This window comes from Rhodoblastus sp., from assembly GCF_052145335.1.
GTDB lineage: Bacteria > Pseudomonadota > Alphaproteobacteria > Rhizobiales > Beijerinckiaceae > Rhodoblastus.
Map to the genome: position 1 here is coordinate 21,442 of NZ_JBKQOU010000064.1, position 15,051 is coordinate 36,492.

15 protein-coding genes are annotated in these 15,051 nt (G+C 63.2%); 2 read left to right on the top strand and 13 right to left on the bottom strand.

Annotated elements, in window-relative coordinates:
• Position 1 precedes the first annotated feature (1 nt).
• The 12 genes from trpB to ACLP2E_RS04525 all read right to left on the bottom strand — a co-directional run bounded on the left by trpB (position 2) and on the right by ACLP2E_RS04525 (position 10,789).
• The gene (gene trpB / locus ACLP2E_RS04470; RefSeq protein ID WP_442465261.1) at positions 2-1,231 is read right to left on the bottom strand and encodes a tryptophan synthase subunit beta; all 1,230 of its coding nucleotides are present in this window, start codon (positions 1,229-1,231) and stop codon (positions 2-4) included.
• Between the two features lie 128 nt (positions 1,232-1,359).
• Positions 1,360-2,037 (bottom strand): phosphoribosylanthranilate isomerase, encoded by a 678-nt coding sequence (locus ACLP2E_RS04475; protein ID WP_442461846.1) that lies wholly within the window; start codon positions 2,035-2,037, stop codon positions 1,360-1,362.
• A gap of 19 nt (positions 2,038-2,056) precedes the next feature.
• Positions 2,057-2,422 (bottom strand): LapA family protein, encoded by a 366-nt coding sequence (locus ACLP2E_RS04480; RefSeq protein ID WP_442461845.1) that lies wholly within the window; start codon positions 2,420-2,422, stop codon positions 2,057-2,059.
• A 183-nt stretch (positions 2,423-2,605) separates the two neighbouring features.
• The gene (locus ACLP2E_RS04485; protein ID WP_442461863.1) at positions 2,606-2,911 is read right to left on the bottom strand and encodes an integration host factor subunit beta; all 306 of its coding nucleotides are present in this window, start codon (positions 2,909-2,911) and stop codon (positions 2,606-2,608) included.
• Positions 2,912-2,948: 37 nt separating this feature from the next.
• Complete coding sequence (sppA, locus tag ACLP2E_RS04490; RefSeq protein WP_442461844.1) at positions 2,949-3,917, bottom strand: signal peptide peptidase SppA; 969 nt, start codon at positions 3,915-3,917, stop codon at positions 2,949-2,951.
• A gap of 50 nt (positions 3,918-3,967) precedes the next feature.
• Positions 3,968-5,278, bottom strand: coding sequence for an Hsp70 family protein (locus ACLP2E_RS04495; RefSeq protein ID WP_442465262.1), 1,311 nt, complete (start codon positions 5,276-5,278; stop codon positions 3,968-3,970).
• Positions 5,279-5,352: 74 nt separating this feature from the next.
• Complete coding sequence (gene rpsA, locus ACLP2E_RS04500) at positions 5,353-7,080, bottom strand: 30S ribosomal protein S1 (RefSeq protein ID WP_442465263.1); 1,728 nt, start codon at positions 7,078-7,080, stop codon at positions 5,353-5,355.
• Positions 7,081-7,316: 236 nt separating this feature from the next.
• The gene (cmk, locus tag ACLP2E_RS04505) at positions 7,317-7,940 is read right to left on the bottom strand and encodes a (d)CMP kinase (protein WP_442461869.1); all 624 of its coding nucleotides are present in this window, start codon (positions 7,938-7,940) and stop codon (positions 7,317-7,319) included.
• The gene (gene aroA, locus ACLP2E_RS04510; RefSeq protein ID WP_442465264.1) at positions 7,940-9,280 is read right to left on the bottom strand and encodes a 3-phosphoshikimate 1-carboxyvinyltransferase; all 1,341 of its coding nucleotides are present in this window, start codon (positions 9,278-9,280) and stop codon (positions 7,940-7,942) included. The genes cmk and aroA overlap by 1 nt, the downstream gene beginning before the upstream one ends.
• 35 nt (positions 9,281-9,315) lie before the next feature.
• Entirely contained in the window at positions 9,316-9,900 is a 585-nt protein-coding gene (locus tag ACLP2E_RS04515) for a DsbE family thiol:disulfide interchange protein (protein WP_442461867.1), read from the bottom strand.
• Positions 9,897-10,040, bottom strand: coding sequence for a heme exporter protein CcmD (gene ccmD / locus ACLP2E_RS04520; RefSeq protein ID WP_442461866.1), 144 nt, complete (start codon positions 10,038-10,040; stop codon positions 9,897-9,899). The genes ACLP2E_RS04515 and ccmD overlap by 4 nt, the downstream gene beginning before the upstream one ends.
• Positions 10,037-10,789 carry a heme ABC transporter permease gene (locus ACLP2E_RS04525; protein ID WP_442465265.1) on the bottom strand — a complete coding sequence of 251 codons (753 nt, stop codon included), beginning with the start codon at positions 10,787-10,789 and terminating at the stop codon, positions 10,037-10,039. The genes ccmD and ACLP2E_RS04525 overlap by 4 nt, the downstream gene beginning before the upstream one ends.
• Positions 10,790-11,062: 273 nt before the next feature.
• Here ACLP2E_RS04525 and acnB point away from each other — a divergent pair, with 273 nt between their 5' ends.
• Both acnB and ACLP2E_RS04535 read left to right on the top strand, forming a co-directional pair.
• Positions 11,063-13,654, top strand: coding sequence for a bifunctional aconitate hydratase 2/2-methylisocitrate dehydratase (acnB, locus tag ACLP2E_RS04530; RefSeq protein WP_442465266.1), 2,592 nt, complete (start codon positions 11,063-11,065; stop codon positions 13,652-13,654).
• Positions 13,655-13,758: 104 nt separating this feature from the next.
• Positions 13,759-14,679 carry a DUF1003 domain-containing protein gene (locus tag ACLP2E_RS04535; protein WP_442465267.1) on the top strand — a complete coding sequence of 307 codons (921 nt, stop codon included), beginning with the start codon at positions 13,759-13,761 and terminating at the stop codon, positions 14,677-14,679.
• Between the two features lie 19 nt (positions 14,680-14,698).
• On the opposite strand, the gene ACLP2E_RS04540 is transcribed toward ACLP2E_RS04535, so the two are convergent.
• The coding region (locus ACLP2E_RS04540) for a heme exporter protein CcmB (protein ID WP_442465268.1) at positions 14,699-15,051 on the bottom strand (353 nt) is incomplete at its 5' end.

Consider the following 15,051-nt stretch of genomic DNA (forward strand, 5'->3'; position numbering starts at 1 on the left):
ATCACATGCCTCCCAGCTGATCGGCGACGGTGGAAAGATCCTTGTCGCCGCGCCCCGACAGGCCGAGCACCATCAGGTGATCCCTCGGCTTTTTCGGCGCGATGTCGATGATTTTCGCCAGGGCGTGAGCCGGCTCCAGCGCCGGGATGATGCCCTCCAGCTGGGCGCAGAGATGGAAGGCGGCGAGCGCCTCCTTGTCGGTCGCGGACAGATAAGTCACCCGGCCGTTTTCCTTCAGCCAAGCGTGTTCCGGGCCGATGCCGGGATAATCAAGACCCGCAGAAATGGAATGTCCTTCGAGGATCTGGCCGTCGGGATCCATCAGCAAGTAGGTTCGGTTTCCGTGTAAAACGCCGGGACGGCCGCCGGCCAGCGAGGCGGCGTGGCCGTTGGGCACATCGAGGCCGTGGCCCGCGGCTTCGACGCCGTAAAGCTCGACCTCGCGCTCGTCGAGGAAGGGATGGAACAGGCCGATGGCGTTGGAGCCGCCGCCGATACAGGCGAAAGCTGAATCCGGCAGGCGCCCTTCGGCGGCAAGCATTTGTTCGCGGGTTTCCTCGCCGATGACGCATTGGAAATCGCGCACCATGGCCGGGTAAGGATGAGGCCCCGCCGCCGTGCCGATACAGTAAAAAGTGTCTTCGACATTGGTGACCCAGTCGCGGAGGGCCTCGTTCATCGCATCCTTGAGGGTGCGCGCGCCCGATTGCACCGGAATGACCTTGGCGCCAAGCATGTTCATGCGGAACACATTGGGCTTTTGCCGCTCGACGTCGACCGCGCCCATATAGACCACGCATTCGAGACCGAACCGCGCACAGGCGGTAGCGGTGGCGACGCCATGCTGTCCGGCGCCCGTCTCGGCGATGATGCGCTTCTTGCCCATCCGCCGCGCCAGCAGAATCTGGCCGAGCACATTGTTGATCTTGTGCGCGCCGGTGTGATTGAGCTCTTCGCGCTTGAAATAGATTTTCGCGCCGCCGAGATGTTGCGTCATCCGCTCGGCAAAATAGAGCGGGCTGGGACGCCCGACATAATGGGTCAGGAGGTTCTGTAATTCGGCGTGATAGGCCGGATCGCGCCGCGCCTCGTCATAGGCTTTTTCCAGCGACAGGATCAGCGGCATCAGCGTTTCGGCGACGAAACGTCCCCCGAATATGCCGAAATGCCCCTGCGCGTCAGGGCCGTGGCGCAGGGAATTTGGCTCTAGTTTTGGCGTCCGAAGGGTCATGTGCTCGCCTTTAGATCGTCCGGTCGTTTCCCGTGGAAACAATCGGACGATCTAATTATCTGTTTTAACGCATATTCTGATCCAAAAAGTCTTCAACTTTTTGGGAATATGCTGTCGAGCCTGCTCTCTTAAACGCTTCCGCCCGCAAGGCCAAGTGATGTTGGTTGGCGGGCGGCAGCGATGAAGGCGAGGATTTTTTCGACACTTTTTTCGCCCGGCGCAGTTTCCACGCCCGACGAGACATCGACGCCCGGCGCGCCGGTCAGGAGGATCGCCTCGCCGATATTCTCGGTGGACAGGCCGCCCGACAGCATCCATTCTTTTTTCGCGCCGCCGGCGGCATAGTCGTGGATCAGCGTCCAGTCGAAGGTCAAACCATTGCCGCCTGGCAAAACGGCGCCCTTCGGGGGCTTGGCGTCGAACAACAGCCGGTCCACGACGCCCTCATAAGCTACGGCCCTGGAAAGATCGGCCTTTTCCGAGACGCCGATCGCCTTGAGGATCGGCCGGCCGAAGGCTCGAAGCGACGCGACGCGTTCTGGCGGCTCATTGCCGTGCAATTGCAGCCAGTCCGGCGCCAGAGCATCGATGATGGCGGCAATTCTCGCATCGTCCGCATCGACGACCAGTGCGACTTTTTCCGCCTGACCGCCGACCTGCGCGGATAATTTTCGCGCGACGGCCAGATCGATATAGCGGGGGCTTTTGTCGAAAAAGACAAATCCGACCATGTCGGCGCCGCCGGCCAAGGCCGCCTCCACCGACTCCGGCGTTTTCAGCCCGCAGATTTTGACCAGAACAGACATGGATTTCAGCGGTCGGATTTCAGGCGGCGCTCCGTACGGGCGCCACGGCGTTGGACGAAGCCGAACCAGCGAATTTTCCCGCCGCAAGCTGGCTGCGCAAAAACTCGTTTTCGCCGCGCAACTTCTCAGCCTTGGCGTTCGCATCGCGCGCCGCTTTGCGGAAACGGCTTTGGCCCAGCCAGGTGGCGACGCCGCCGAGCAGAACGCCCAGCATGGTCGCGGCTATCAGGACGAGGAACAAAGGCAAGACGATCTGCGGCGAGGCGGCGTCGCCGCTGTTGAACGGATCGAAGGAGACGACGACGTTCTGCCGGTTGGCCATGTCGAAGGACAGAAAAATCACGGCAATGGGCGCAAGAACCAGGAGTTTCAGAAAATTACGCATGGATGACTCCCTGAGTCGGCTGAACGCCCCTGCCCCTTGCCAGCGATTCGCCGCCGCCAAGGCTTTCCCCACGTTTTAAACGCCTATTGTTGTTCCGAAAAGGCACAATCGTTTGCGAACAGGCGGCGCCCGACGCCGTCACATCCTCTGGACTTTCCTGACCGCCAATATCGAGCGTAAAAATTACTCTTTATTCTGCTCGTTCAGGCGTTCGCGCAATTCCTTGCCAGTCTTGAAAAAAGGCACGAACTTCTCGCCGACCTCGACATGATCGCCGGTGCGCGGATTGCGGCCCAGCCGCGCATCGCGCTTCTTGACGGAAAAAGCGCCGAATCCGCGCAATTCCACCCGGTCGCCGCGCGAGAGGGCCTCGGTCATCTCATCGAGAATGGCGTTGACGATATTCTCTACGTCGCGAAGATAGAGATGGGGATTGCGATCGGCAATACGTTGAACGAGTTCTGATTTAATCACGGTCGTTGTCCTGATAACGTTTGTTTAGTCCACGGACGCCATGCTTACCCTGCTAATGCTGCGCTTCAACGTGCCAAATCGCCAAAAGCCCGTCAAGTGCCGCGCCTGCCTTGGCGTTTTCCACGCGCGAAGCCAGGTCGACGGCCTGGGGAAAGCCCAAGACCGCGGCAGCCTGGCCGGCGAGGCTGAAAATGCCGAAGTTGCTGACCGCGCTCGGTTTCTTCCATTCCCTGACCGGCAGCCCCTTGGCGATCCCGCGCTCGCTCTCCAGCCAGGCGACCGCCTCTTGCTCGCCGCCATAGGCGTCGACCAGTTTCAGCGGCAGGCCTTGGCGCGCCGTGAAAACGCGGCCGTCGGAGACCGCCGCCAATTCCGAATCGCTCAAATGGCGGCGATCCTTCACCACGCCCTTGAACCAGCCGTAGGAATCGAGGACGAGGGAATCGATGGCGGCGCGCGCCGCTTCGCTGGTTGGCTCGAACCCGTTGGGCGCGGCCTTCAGGGGCGAGGATTTGATCGTCTCGACCTTGATCCCGATGGTGTCGAGCAGTTTCGAGACATTGGGGAATTCGAACAACACGCCGATCGACCCGACCAGCGAATTGCTGTCAGCGAAAATGCGGTCCGTCCCCAAGGCGACGATATAGCCGCCCGAGGCCGCCATCGAGTCGACCACGGCGACGACCGGCTTCTTCTCGGCGGCGCGGCGCAATTCGTCGTAGATATGTTCGGAGCCGGTGACGGTGCCGCCGGGGCTGGAAATCTCGACGATCAGCGCGCTAGCCTTCGACTTGGCGACATCCTTGATCAGCTTCAGGGTTTCGCGGTCGCCGGTGATGACGCCGGAAATTTCGATGCGGGCGATATGCGGCGTCAGATGCGCCGTCTCGCCGCTAAATCGTCCGGCCAGGGCGACGAGCGCCACGACGCCGACCAAAAGCGCCGCCACGCGCCAAAAAGTCAGTTTGCGGCGCAATTGCCGCCGGTCGAGAATGGTTTCAACATTCGTGGTTTGCGTCATGCCCTATTCTCCAAGTCGGCCCCGGAATCTAGGCGCTGCCGGGGCAAAGCTCAATGAGGCTGCGCAATTCTTTTCTTGACCGGCGGCTTTTCCGCTCGGCGGCGCCGGTCGGCCGCCAAAAGAGCGAGCCCGGCGGCGACCGACTGGAACGGATTGTCGAAATGCAATTTTTCCGCGCCGAATCTTTGCTCGAAAATTCGCCGCAGGGCCGGAATATGCGACGTTCCGCCGGTCATGAACACGGCGTCGATCTTTTCCACGCCGCGTTTGGCCAGCGCCAGCGTTTCATCCAACGCCGCTTCGATTCTGGCGAGATCGGGCGCGATCCAGTTCTCGAAATCGTCTCGCTTCACCTGCGCGTCAATGGCGACGCCGCCGCGACAAAAACGCAAAGGCGCCTCAGTCGCGCTAGACAGGGAAGCCTTGACCGCGCCGACGGTTTGGTAAAGCTCGAATCCTAGATCCATTTCGATCAGTTCGGCCAGCGCCTCCAGTTCGCCGCCGCGATCGCTGAATTCGGCAAAACGGCGCAATTCGCCTAGCGTCTTTGACGATTTCAGCCAGGAAATCTGATGCCATTGTGCGAAGGCGGCATGGAAATAGGCGGGCAGCGGCAAGAGTTTTTCGAGCGAGCGATAGCTGGCCCCCTTGCCGAGACGCGGCGAGATCACGTGGTCAATCAGCCGATAATCGAAGGAATCGCCGGCGACGCCGCAGCCGCCATGCGCCAGGGCTTCGGCCTCCAGCCCATGCGACGAGGGCGAAAAGTGCAGCAGGGCGAAATCGCTGGTGCCGCCGCCGAAATCGGCGACGAGAACGGTCTCGTCGCGCTTGAGATGGCGCGCGTGCCAATAGGCGGCGCCAAGCGGCTCGAAGGCGAAATCGGCCTGCGCCAAGCCCGCGGCGGCATAGGCGTCGGAGAGGCGGCGAACGGCCAGGTCCTCGTCGGGTCTTTCGCCGGCGAAGACCACCGGCCGGCCGGCGCAAAGCCAGGCTTTTGCCGCGATCTGCGTCCCGCCCTGCGCCTCGAAAAGATGGCGCAAGAAAATGGCGACCATCTCCTCGATGGTGACCTTGTTTCCAAACAGCCGCGCTTCCGAAAAAACCGCGCTGGCGAGATGGGTCTTGAACGATTGAATGAAACGCTCGCCCTCTTCCGCCGCGACGGCGCGCTCCATCGCCTGCGGCCCGGCGACATGGCCAAGGCCGCGCCCCTGTTTCCAGAACATCAGCGCCGTACGAAAGGTCTGGGTCGGTCCCTTGGGCGTCGGCCAGGAGAAGCTGCGCACTTCGCCTTGCTCATTGGCGAAGGCGATGACGCTGTTGGTGGTGCCGAAATCGACGCCGACGGCGTAAGTCATGGGTCACCCAGAGATAAGAAAACCCCGTGCGAAATTTTCGCACGGGGTCGAGTTTTCGGAGAAAGCGACGAAAATTACTTCGTTTCGCGAGCTTTCAGCGCGGCGCCGAGAATGTCGCCGAGCGAAGCGCCCGAATCGGCGGAGCCATATTGAGCGATGGCTTCCTTCTCTTCGGCCACTTCCAGCGCCTTGATCGACACAGCCACCTTGCGCGCCTTGCGGTCGAACAGGGTGACGCGGGCGTCGACCTTTTCGCCGACGGCGAAGCGGTCGGGACGCTGGTCGTTGCGGTCGCGCGCCAGTTCATTGCGCTTGATGAAGGCCTGAAGGTCTGAGCCGATGATCTTGACCTCGAGACCGCCGTCCTTCACTTCGAGGATTTCGCAAGTGACGATGGCGCCCTTCTTGATTTCGCCTTCCTCGCCGGCAGGAGCCCCTGCCGTGACGAAGGGATCGCCGCCAAGCTGCTTGACGCCAAGCGAAATGCGCTCCTTCTCGACATCGACGTCGAGAACGCGGGCGCGCACAACGTCGCCCTTCTTGTAATCCTCGATCGCCTGTTCGCCGGGACGGTTCCAGTCGAGGTCCGACAGATGGACCATACCGTCCACGTCGCCGTCAAGACCGATGAACAGACCGAATTCGGTCTTGTTCTTGACCTCGCCCTCGACATCGGAGCCGACCGGATGCTTCTCGGCGAAAGCTTCCCACGGATTCTGCAGGGTCTGCTTGAGACCGAGCGAAATGCGGCGCTTGACCGAATCGACTTCCAGCACCTGCACGTCGACTTCCTGGCTCGTCGCGACGATCTTGCCGGGATGGACGTTTTTCTTGGTCCAGGACATTTCCGAAACGTGGATCAGGCCTTCGATGCCCGGCTCCAGTTCGACGAACGCGCCGTAGTCGGTGATGTTGGTCACGCGGCCATGGAAACGCGCTTCGATCGGATACTTGGCCTCGATGCCCTGCCACGGGTCTTCGAGCAATTGCTTCATGCCGAGCGAAATGCGGTGGGTCTCGTGTTTGATCTTGATGATCTTCACCTTGACCGTCTGGCCGATGTTCAGCACTTCGCTGGGGTGGTTGACGCGGCGCCAGGCGATATCGGTGACATGCAGCAGGCCGTCGATGCCGCCGAGGTCGACGAACGCGCCGTAATCGGTGATGTTCTTGACGACGCCGTCGATGGTCACGCCTTCTTCGAGGTTGGCGACGATTTCATGGCGCTGTTCGGCTCGGCTCTCTTCGAGCACGGTGCGGCGCGACACGACGATATTGCCGCGGCGGCGATCCATTTTCAGGATCTGGAAGGGCTGCGGCACGCCGAGCAGCGGGGTGACGTCGCGGATCGGACGGATATCGACCTGGGAGCGCGGCAGGAAGGCCACGGCGCCGTCGAGATCGACGGTGAAGCCGCCCTTGACCTGGTTGAAGATGACGCCATCGACTTTTTCATTGGCCTCGAAGGCCTTTTCGAGCTTGACCCAGCTCTCCTCGCGGCGCGCCTTGTCGCGCGAGATGACGGCTTCGCCGAGCGCGTTTTCGACGCGTTCGAGATAAACCTCGACTTCATCGCCGACGCCGGGGGCCGGATCGCGGCCGTGGCCGGTGAATTCCTTGAGCGGGACCCGGCCTTCGGTCTTGAGGCCGATGTCGATGACGGCGACATCCTTTTCGATGGCGACGACGCGGCCCTTGACGACCGAACCCTCGAAAGCTTCGCTCTCGCCGTAGGTTTCGGCGAGCAGGGCGGCAAAATCATCACGCGACGGATTGAAACCCGCGTTGCTGGCAGACGACATAAGTTCTCCTAAAATGCCCTGTTATGGGCGGCGCCGGTCTTGGGTTGGCGTTTATGGGAGGCTCCGTTCCGCTGGCGCGCATCGTTTTTCTCGATGCGCCTCCGTCTTTTCAGGCGGGCCGGCGCGGGCCGGCGGGCGGGAGCAGGTTTTTCACGCGGGAACGTAAAGCGCACCTGCGTGAACTCGGGCTAATATCAATTTCAGCGGGCGATCACAAGGAAAAAGGGCGGAAGGACTCACGCGCGCGCCGATTGGACCAGCTTGAACGCGGCGGCGAACGCAGCTTCGACATTCAAATCGGTGGTGTCGAGCACATGGGCGTCGGACGCCGGCTTCAAAGGCGCGTCAGCCCTTGAGCTGTCGCGTTTATCGCGCTTGACGATATCTTCGAGAATGGCGGCGTAATCGACCTTTTCGCCGCGTCCGCGCAGTTCCAGCGCCCGTCGCTGGGCCCGCGCCTCCGGGCTGGCGGTCACGAAGATTTTAACATCGGCGCCCGGCGCGATCACCGTGCCGATGTCGCGACCGTCCAGAACAGCGCCGCTGGGGCGCGCGGAAAAAGCGCGCTGCATATCGATCAGGGCCGCCCGCACCTCAGGCAAGGCGGCGACGACCGAGGCCGCCTCGCCCATTTCGCGCCCGCGCAGGCGCTGCTCGTCGAAGTCCAGCAAGGCGAGACCGCGCGCGGCGCGAACGGCGGCCTCGACGTCGTCGAGCCGCGAGCCGTGATCGAGCAGGGCCCGCGCCGTCGCCCGATAGAGCAGGCCCGTATCGAGATGCGGCAGGTTGAAATGGGCGGCGAGACGGCGGGCGAGCGTGCCCTTGCCCGATGCGGCCGGACCGTCGATGGCGATGATCATCAGGAAAATTCCGCGCCCAGTTGCGCCATCAGCGGCCGGAAGGTCGGGAAGGAGGTGGCGATCATCGTCTCGTCGTCGATGCGCACCGAATTTTGCGAGGCGAGGCCCATGACCAGAAAGCTCATGGCGAGCCGATGATCGAGATGGGTCTCGACGAGGCCGCCACCCGGACAGGCGCCCGCGCCGCCTTCGACGATGAGATCGTCGCCTTCGATCGACGCGCGCACGCTATTGGCGAGGAGTCCTGCGGCGGTGGCCGCGAGACGGTCGGATTCCTTGACCCGCAATTCGTGCAGCCCGTTCATCCGCGTCACGCCGCGCGCGAAGGCGGCGACGACGCCGAGAATGAGATATTCGTCGATCATCGACGGCGCGCGGGCGGCGGGCACATCGACCCCTGTCAGCTCGCTGGCGCGAACGCGCAAATCGGCGACATCCTCGCCGCCTTCCTCGCGCCGCTCCAGAATGTCGATCCGCGCGCCCATTTCCAGCAAGGTGGTGAGGAAACCGGTGCGCAAGGGATTCATCATCACCCCTTCGACGACGATGTCGGAGCCCTTGACCAGCACCGCCGCCGCGATCAGGAAGGCGGCGGAAGAGGGATCGACCGGCACGGCGATGGCGCGCGGTCGCAATTCCGGGCGGCCTTCGAGCGTGATCTTGCGGCCATGTTCGCCAAAGGGCTCGCAGCGCAGATCGGCGCCGAAAAACCTGAGCATTTTTTCGGTGTGGTCGCGGCTGGCCTCGCTTTCGATCACGGTGGTGCGGCCAAGCGCGTTGAGCCCGGCGAACAGCACCGCCGACTTGATCTGGGCCGAGGCGACCGGCGTGCGATATTCGATCGGGGCCGGTTCGGGCGTCCCCTTGAGCAGGATCGGGCAGCGTCCGCCATCGGCCTGTTCCAGCACCTGCGCGCCCATCAGCACCAGCGGATCGAGAATGCGGCGCATCGGCCGCTTGCGCAAGGAGGCGTCGCCGTCGAACCGTGCGGTGATCCCGTGACCGCCGACCACGCCCATCATCAGGCGCGAGCCGGTGCCGGCATTGCCGAAGTCGAGCGTTTCGCTCGGTTCGAGCAAGGAACCGAGGCCCGCGCCAAAAATGCTCCAGCTTCCTTCGCCGAGACGTTCGATCTTCGCGCCGAGCGCGGCGCAGGCGCGGCCGGTGTGAAGAACGTCCTCGCCCTCCAGCAGGCCTTCGACACGCGTCTCGCCGACCGAAAGCAGGCCGAGCAGGAAGGCGCGGTGCGAAATGCTCTTGTCGCCCGGCGGTTTTACCCGCCCGCGCAAAGGACCGCAGGCTCTGGCGGTCAGGGGCTTGGCATGTAAGTCTTGGGACATGGCGATCCAGGAGAAAAGCGGGCGGCGCTGAAAATCTAGCGCAAAGTTTTTTCGATTTCCGGCAGGACGATGTCGTTCAGCGCCCGTTCGGTGATCGGCCCGGTATATTTGAAGGCGACGGTTCCATCGCCGCGAATGATGAAGGTTTCGGGCACGCCGGTCGCGCCCCAGTCGATGCCGACGCGGCCGTTGAGATCGTCGCCGATGGCGGCATAGGGATTGCCGTCGCTGGCGAGATAGGTTCGCGCGTTGGCCGGCTCGTCCTTGTAATTGATCCCGACGATTCTTACACCCATGGCTTTGAGGGCTTCATTGGCCGACAGTTTTTTCAGCACCGGATGTTCGAGCCGGCACGGCCCGCACCAGGAGGCGAAGAAATTCAGCACCGTGGTCTTGCCCTGACGCAGGTCAGCGTCGGACAGTCCGGGCCTGTCGCCTTCCGGGATGCCGGCGAGTTTGAAGGCGGGCGCCTGCTGCCCGATCAGCGGCGAAGGCAGCACCGAAGGATCGCCCGATTGCAGCCGCATGACGAACAGTCCGGCCAGAAAGAGAAAGCCGATCAGGGGCAGGGCGGCCCTCCAGCTCATCGGAGGCCGGGCCGTTTCGTTTTGCTCGCTCATTGGCCCTTCTCCCGTTCGTCGAACCGCGCCAGCTGCTTTTTTAGCTCGCGATAATCGAGAACGATCCTGACGGTCACAAAACCGACCAGCACGGCGGCAAAGCCGTAAGCGGCGAAGATATAGGAGGAATAATCCTTCATCGCGCGGCCTCCGGGGAATATTCCGCGTCTTCGGCGCTGGCCGCGAGAATGCTGAGGCGGCGAAGGCGGCGGCGCAAGATTTCGTTGCGCACTTCCATCAGATGCAGGGTGAAGAACAAAAGCGTGAAGGCCAGGGCCATGACCAGCAGCGGCCACAGCATCGACGGCGAAATCGCCGGACCGCCGAGGCGGAACACCGAAGCCGATTGGTGCAAGGTGTTCCACCAGTCGACCGAGAATTTGATGATCGGGATATTGACCACGCCGACCAGAGTGAGAATGGCGGCGGCGCGCGCCGCCTGCGCCGGCTCCTCTATGGTCTGCCAAAGGCCGATCAGGCCGAGATAGATCAGGAACAGCACCAGTTCGGAAGTAAGGCGCGCGTCCCACACCCACCAGGTTCCCCACATCGGCTTGCCCCACAGCGAGCCGGTGACCAGGCAGAGCAGAGTAAAGGCGGCGCCCAGCGGCGCAGCGGCCTTTTGCGCGGCGTCGGCGAGGGGGTGGCGCCAGACCAGCGTGCCGAGCGCGGCCGAGGTCATGACCATGTAGCACATCATGCCGAGCCAGGCCGAGGGGACATGGATGTACATGATCTTGACCGAGGCGCCCTGCTGGTAATCGTCCGGCGCGACGAAAAAGGTCAGATAGAGGCCGACCGCCAAGGCGAGCGCGGCGCCGCCTGCGAGCCACGGGATCACCCGGCTGGCGAGCGCCAGAAAATAAGTCGGATTGGCGTATTTGAGCATCGACCTGCAGCCTTTCGCCGCCTGATTAGGCGGGCTCGCCGCCAAATGCAATTAATTGCGGGCGAAATGACGGCGACCCGGCGAGATTCGGGCGAGATTTGACGGGGTTTCCGGACGGGGCCCAAGCCTTGCGGCGTCGTCCACGGTCAAGCATCTTAGCAAGAACGATAATTGACGCGAAGGGCTCAGCTGTCGTTTATGCGTTCCGAGTTTCTTTCGGGGCGCGGCCATCGACTCGCCACGCTCTCTCACGTTCAAGGAAAGAGTCAACGAATGTCGATGCTTGAGACCTATCGCGCCCATGTCGCCGAGCGCGCCGCTCTAGGAATTCCGCCGCTGCCGCTCTCCGCCAAGCAGACCCAGGAGCTTATTGCCCTGCTGCGCGATCCGCCAGCCGGCGAAGAGGCTTTTCTCGTCGACTTGCTGACCCATCGCGTGCCGGCGGGCGTCGACGACGCCGCCCGCATCAAGGCCGGCTTCCTCGACGCGGTCGCCCAGGGCAAGGAATCGAGCGCACTCGTCTCCCGCGTAAAAGCGACCGAGCTTCTCGCCACCATGCTCGGCGGCTTCAACATCAAGCCGCTGATCGACCTGCTAGCCGATTCGGAAGTAGGCGCCGTCGCGGCCGAGGGTTTGAAGAAGACCCTGCTGATGTTCGACTATTTCCATGACGTCAAGGAACTGGCCGACAAGGGCAACGCCAACGCCCGGGGCGTCATCCAGTCCTGGGCCGACGCCGAATGGTTCACCTCGCGTCCCGAGGTGCCCTCATCGCTCACCGTCACCGTGTTCAAGGTCAACGGCGAAACCAACACCGACGATCTGTCGCCGGCCCCCGACGCCTCGACCCGTCCCGACATCCCCTTGCACGCCCTCGCCATGCTGAAGAACGCCCGCCCCGGCATCGTCCCAGACGAGCCGGGCGTCCGTGGCCCGCTCAAGCAGCTCGAGGCGCTGGTCGCCAAGGGCCTGCCGGTCGCCTATGTCGGCGACGTCGTCGGCACCGGTTCGTCGCGCAAGTCCGCCACCAATTCCGTGCTGTGGTTCACCGGCCAGGACATCCCCTACGTCCCCAACAAGCGCTTCGGCGGCGTCTGCCTCGGCACGAAGATCGCCCCGATCTTCTACAACACCATGGAAGACGCCGGCGCCCTGCCGATCGAGCTCGACGTCTCGAAGATGGAAACCGGCGATGTCGTCGAGCTGCGCCCCTATGACGGCAAGGCCCTGAAGAACGGCGAAGTCATTTCCGAGTTCACGGTCAAGTCCGATGTGATCTTCGACGAAGTGCGCGCCGGCGGCCGCATTCCGCTGATCATCGGCCGCGGCCTCACCGCCAAGGCCCGCGAGTCGTTGGGCCTGCCGGTATCCACCCTGTTCCGCCTGCCGACCGTTCCGGCCGACACCCACAAGGGCTTCACCCTCGCCCAGAAAATGGTCGGCCGCGCCTGCGGTCTGCCCGAAGGCAAGGGCATGCGCCCCGGCACCTATTGCGAACCGAAGATGACCACTGTCGGCTCGCAGGACACCACGGGGCCGATGACCCGCGACGAGCTGAAGGATCTCGCCTGCCTCGGCTTCTCCGCCGATCTGGTGATGCAGTCGTTCTGCCACACCGCGGCCTATCCGAAGCTGGTCGACGTCCAGACCCACCACGAACTGCCGGGCTTCATCTCCAACCGCGGCGGCGTCGCCTTGCGGCCGGGCGACGGCGTCATCCACTCCTGGCTCAACCGCCTGCTGATGCCCGACACCGTCGGCACCGGCGGCGACAGCCACACCCGCTTCCCGATCGGCATCTCTTTCCCGGCCGGCTCCGGCCTCGTCGCTTTCGCGGCGGCGACCGGCGTCATGCCGCTCGACATGCCGGAATCGGTGCTCGTCCGCTTCAAGGGCGAGATGCAGCCGGGCATCACCCTGCGCGACCTGGTCAACGCCATTCCGCTGGCGGCGATCCAGAACGGTACGCTGACCGTGGAGAAGAAGGGGAAGAAGAACGTCTTCAGCGGTCGCATCCTCGAGATCGAAGGCCTGCCTAACCTCAAAGTGGAACAGGCCTTCGAGCTCTCCGACGCCTCGGCCGAGCGTTCGGCCGCCGCCTGCACGGTGCGGCTGAACAAGGAGCCGATCATCGAGTACATGTCCTCGAACATCGTGCTGATGAAGTGGATGATCGCTCAGGGCTACCAGGATCGACGCTCGCTCGAGCGCCGCATCGCGGCCATGGAGGCCTGGATCGACAACCCGGTCCTGCTCCAGCCCGACGGCGACGCCGAATATGCGGCGGTGTTCGAGATCGACCTGGCCAATGTCAAGGAGCCGATCCTCGCCTGCCCCAACGATCCGGACGACGTCAAGGTCCTGTCCGAGGTCGCCGGCGACAAGATCGACGAGGTCTTCATCGGCTCGTGCATGACCAACATCGGCCACTTCCGCGCCGCCGGCAAAATCCTCGCCGGCAAGACCGACATCCCGACCCGGCTGTGGATCGCGCCGCCGACCAAGATGGACGCCCACATCCTGACCGAGGAAGGCTATTACGCGACGCTGGGCAAGTCCGGCGCCCGCATGGAAATGCCCGGCTGCTCGCTGTGCATGGGCAACCAGGCCCAGGTCCGCAAGGGCTCTACCGCGATCTCGACCTCGACCCGCAACTTCCCCAACCGTCTCGGCATCGACACCCGCGTCTACCTCTCCTCGGCGGAACTGGCCTCGGTGGCGGCGCTGCTGGGCAGGATTCCGACATTCGAGGAATATATGGAGCAATTCGGCGCGCTGAAGGGCAAGACCGAAGAAATCTACCGCTACATGAACTTCGATCAGATTCCGGAGTTTGTCGAAATCGCTGAAAGCGTGGTCGCCTGAACGCAACGACCTGAAGTGATCGCTTGATCAGGACGGCCCGCCGGATACCCGGCGGGCCGTCGCCTTTCGTGAGCCTCGCTCACACGTTTTTTCTGGAGACGGCCATGGTCACGACGCCAAACAGGGAGAAGCCCTCGCTTGACGATAGCATCGAAGAGCAGGAGGTCGACGAGCAGGAGGTCGACGAGCAAAACTTTGAGGAAGAGCAGGACTTCGTTGACGGCGACGACCAGACGGTCGACGTCAAGCAGCGCGTCAAGAAAGCGACCTCGGCGATCAGCGGGCGCATGTACCGCAAGCGCCAGTTGATCCGTATCGACAGCTTGCGGCCTTCCCTCGCCGATCGCATCCGACGCGACTTTCCCGACCTGCCGCCGAACGCGAAGATCAGCTTTGGCGAACTCGCCCGCTATCAGAAGCTTTACGTGGAAGAACTGCTTCAGCAGGAGCATGGCGAATTCTCGGAACTCGACCGGCAGGTCGCCGAAAGCATCGCGAAACAGGAAACAATCGCGGAGAACACCGAGGACGAATACGACGAACAGCGCACATTGGGGGAACGTCTTTCCGACCATTTGGCGAGTTTCGGCGGAAGTTGGGCGTTCCTCATATCGTTCTTCGTCGTTCTGATGATCTGGATGGCTTACAATATCGTCAGAGGCGAAGGGGCGGCGTTCGACCCCTATCCCTTCATATTGCTCAATCTCGTGCTGTCCTGTCTTGCGGCGATCCAGGCGCCCGTCATCATGATGAGCCAGAAGCGGCAGGACGACAAAGACCGTCAGCGCTCCTTCAACGACTATCGCGTGAACCTCAAGGCGGAATTGGAAATCCGCCATCTGCACGAGAAAATCGACTACCTCATCTCCCGGCAATGGCAACGCCTGTCGGAAATCCAGCAGGTGCAGATCGAGATGCTCCACCAAGGCGTGCGGCACAAGAAAGTCAAAACGCCCAAGGCGATCGATGATGGTCAGGCGCAGGAGCCGGAGTCTTCGTCCGATGGTGGGGCTGATCCGGAATGAGCTCCGCGGCGGTGACGGTTCAGGCCTCTCTCGCCCGCAGCGCGGCGGCGGCGGCGAAAGGCGCCCCGGCGATTGTCGCCAGCGACAGGGCGCAGAGAATCAGCAAGGGCGTGTGGAAAGGCACCGTGCCGCCGCTCGCCGCCGCAGCCGTGGAAACGCCGAAAATCAGCACCGGCGTCGTCAGCGGCAGGATCAGCACCGCCATCAAAAGGCCGCCGCGCCGCATGCCCGCGGTCAGCGCCGCGCCAATGGCGCCGAGCAAGGTCAGGGCCGGGGTTCCCGCCAGCAGCGACGCGGCGACGCCGGCCTGCGCCTGCGGCTCCAGGCCGAGCATCAGGCCAAGCAGGGGCGCCGCGGCGACGAGCGGCAGCG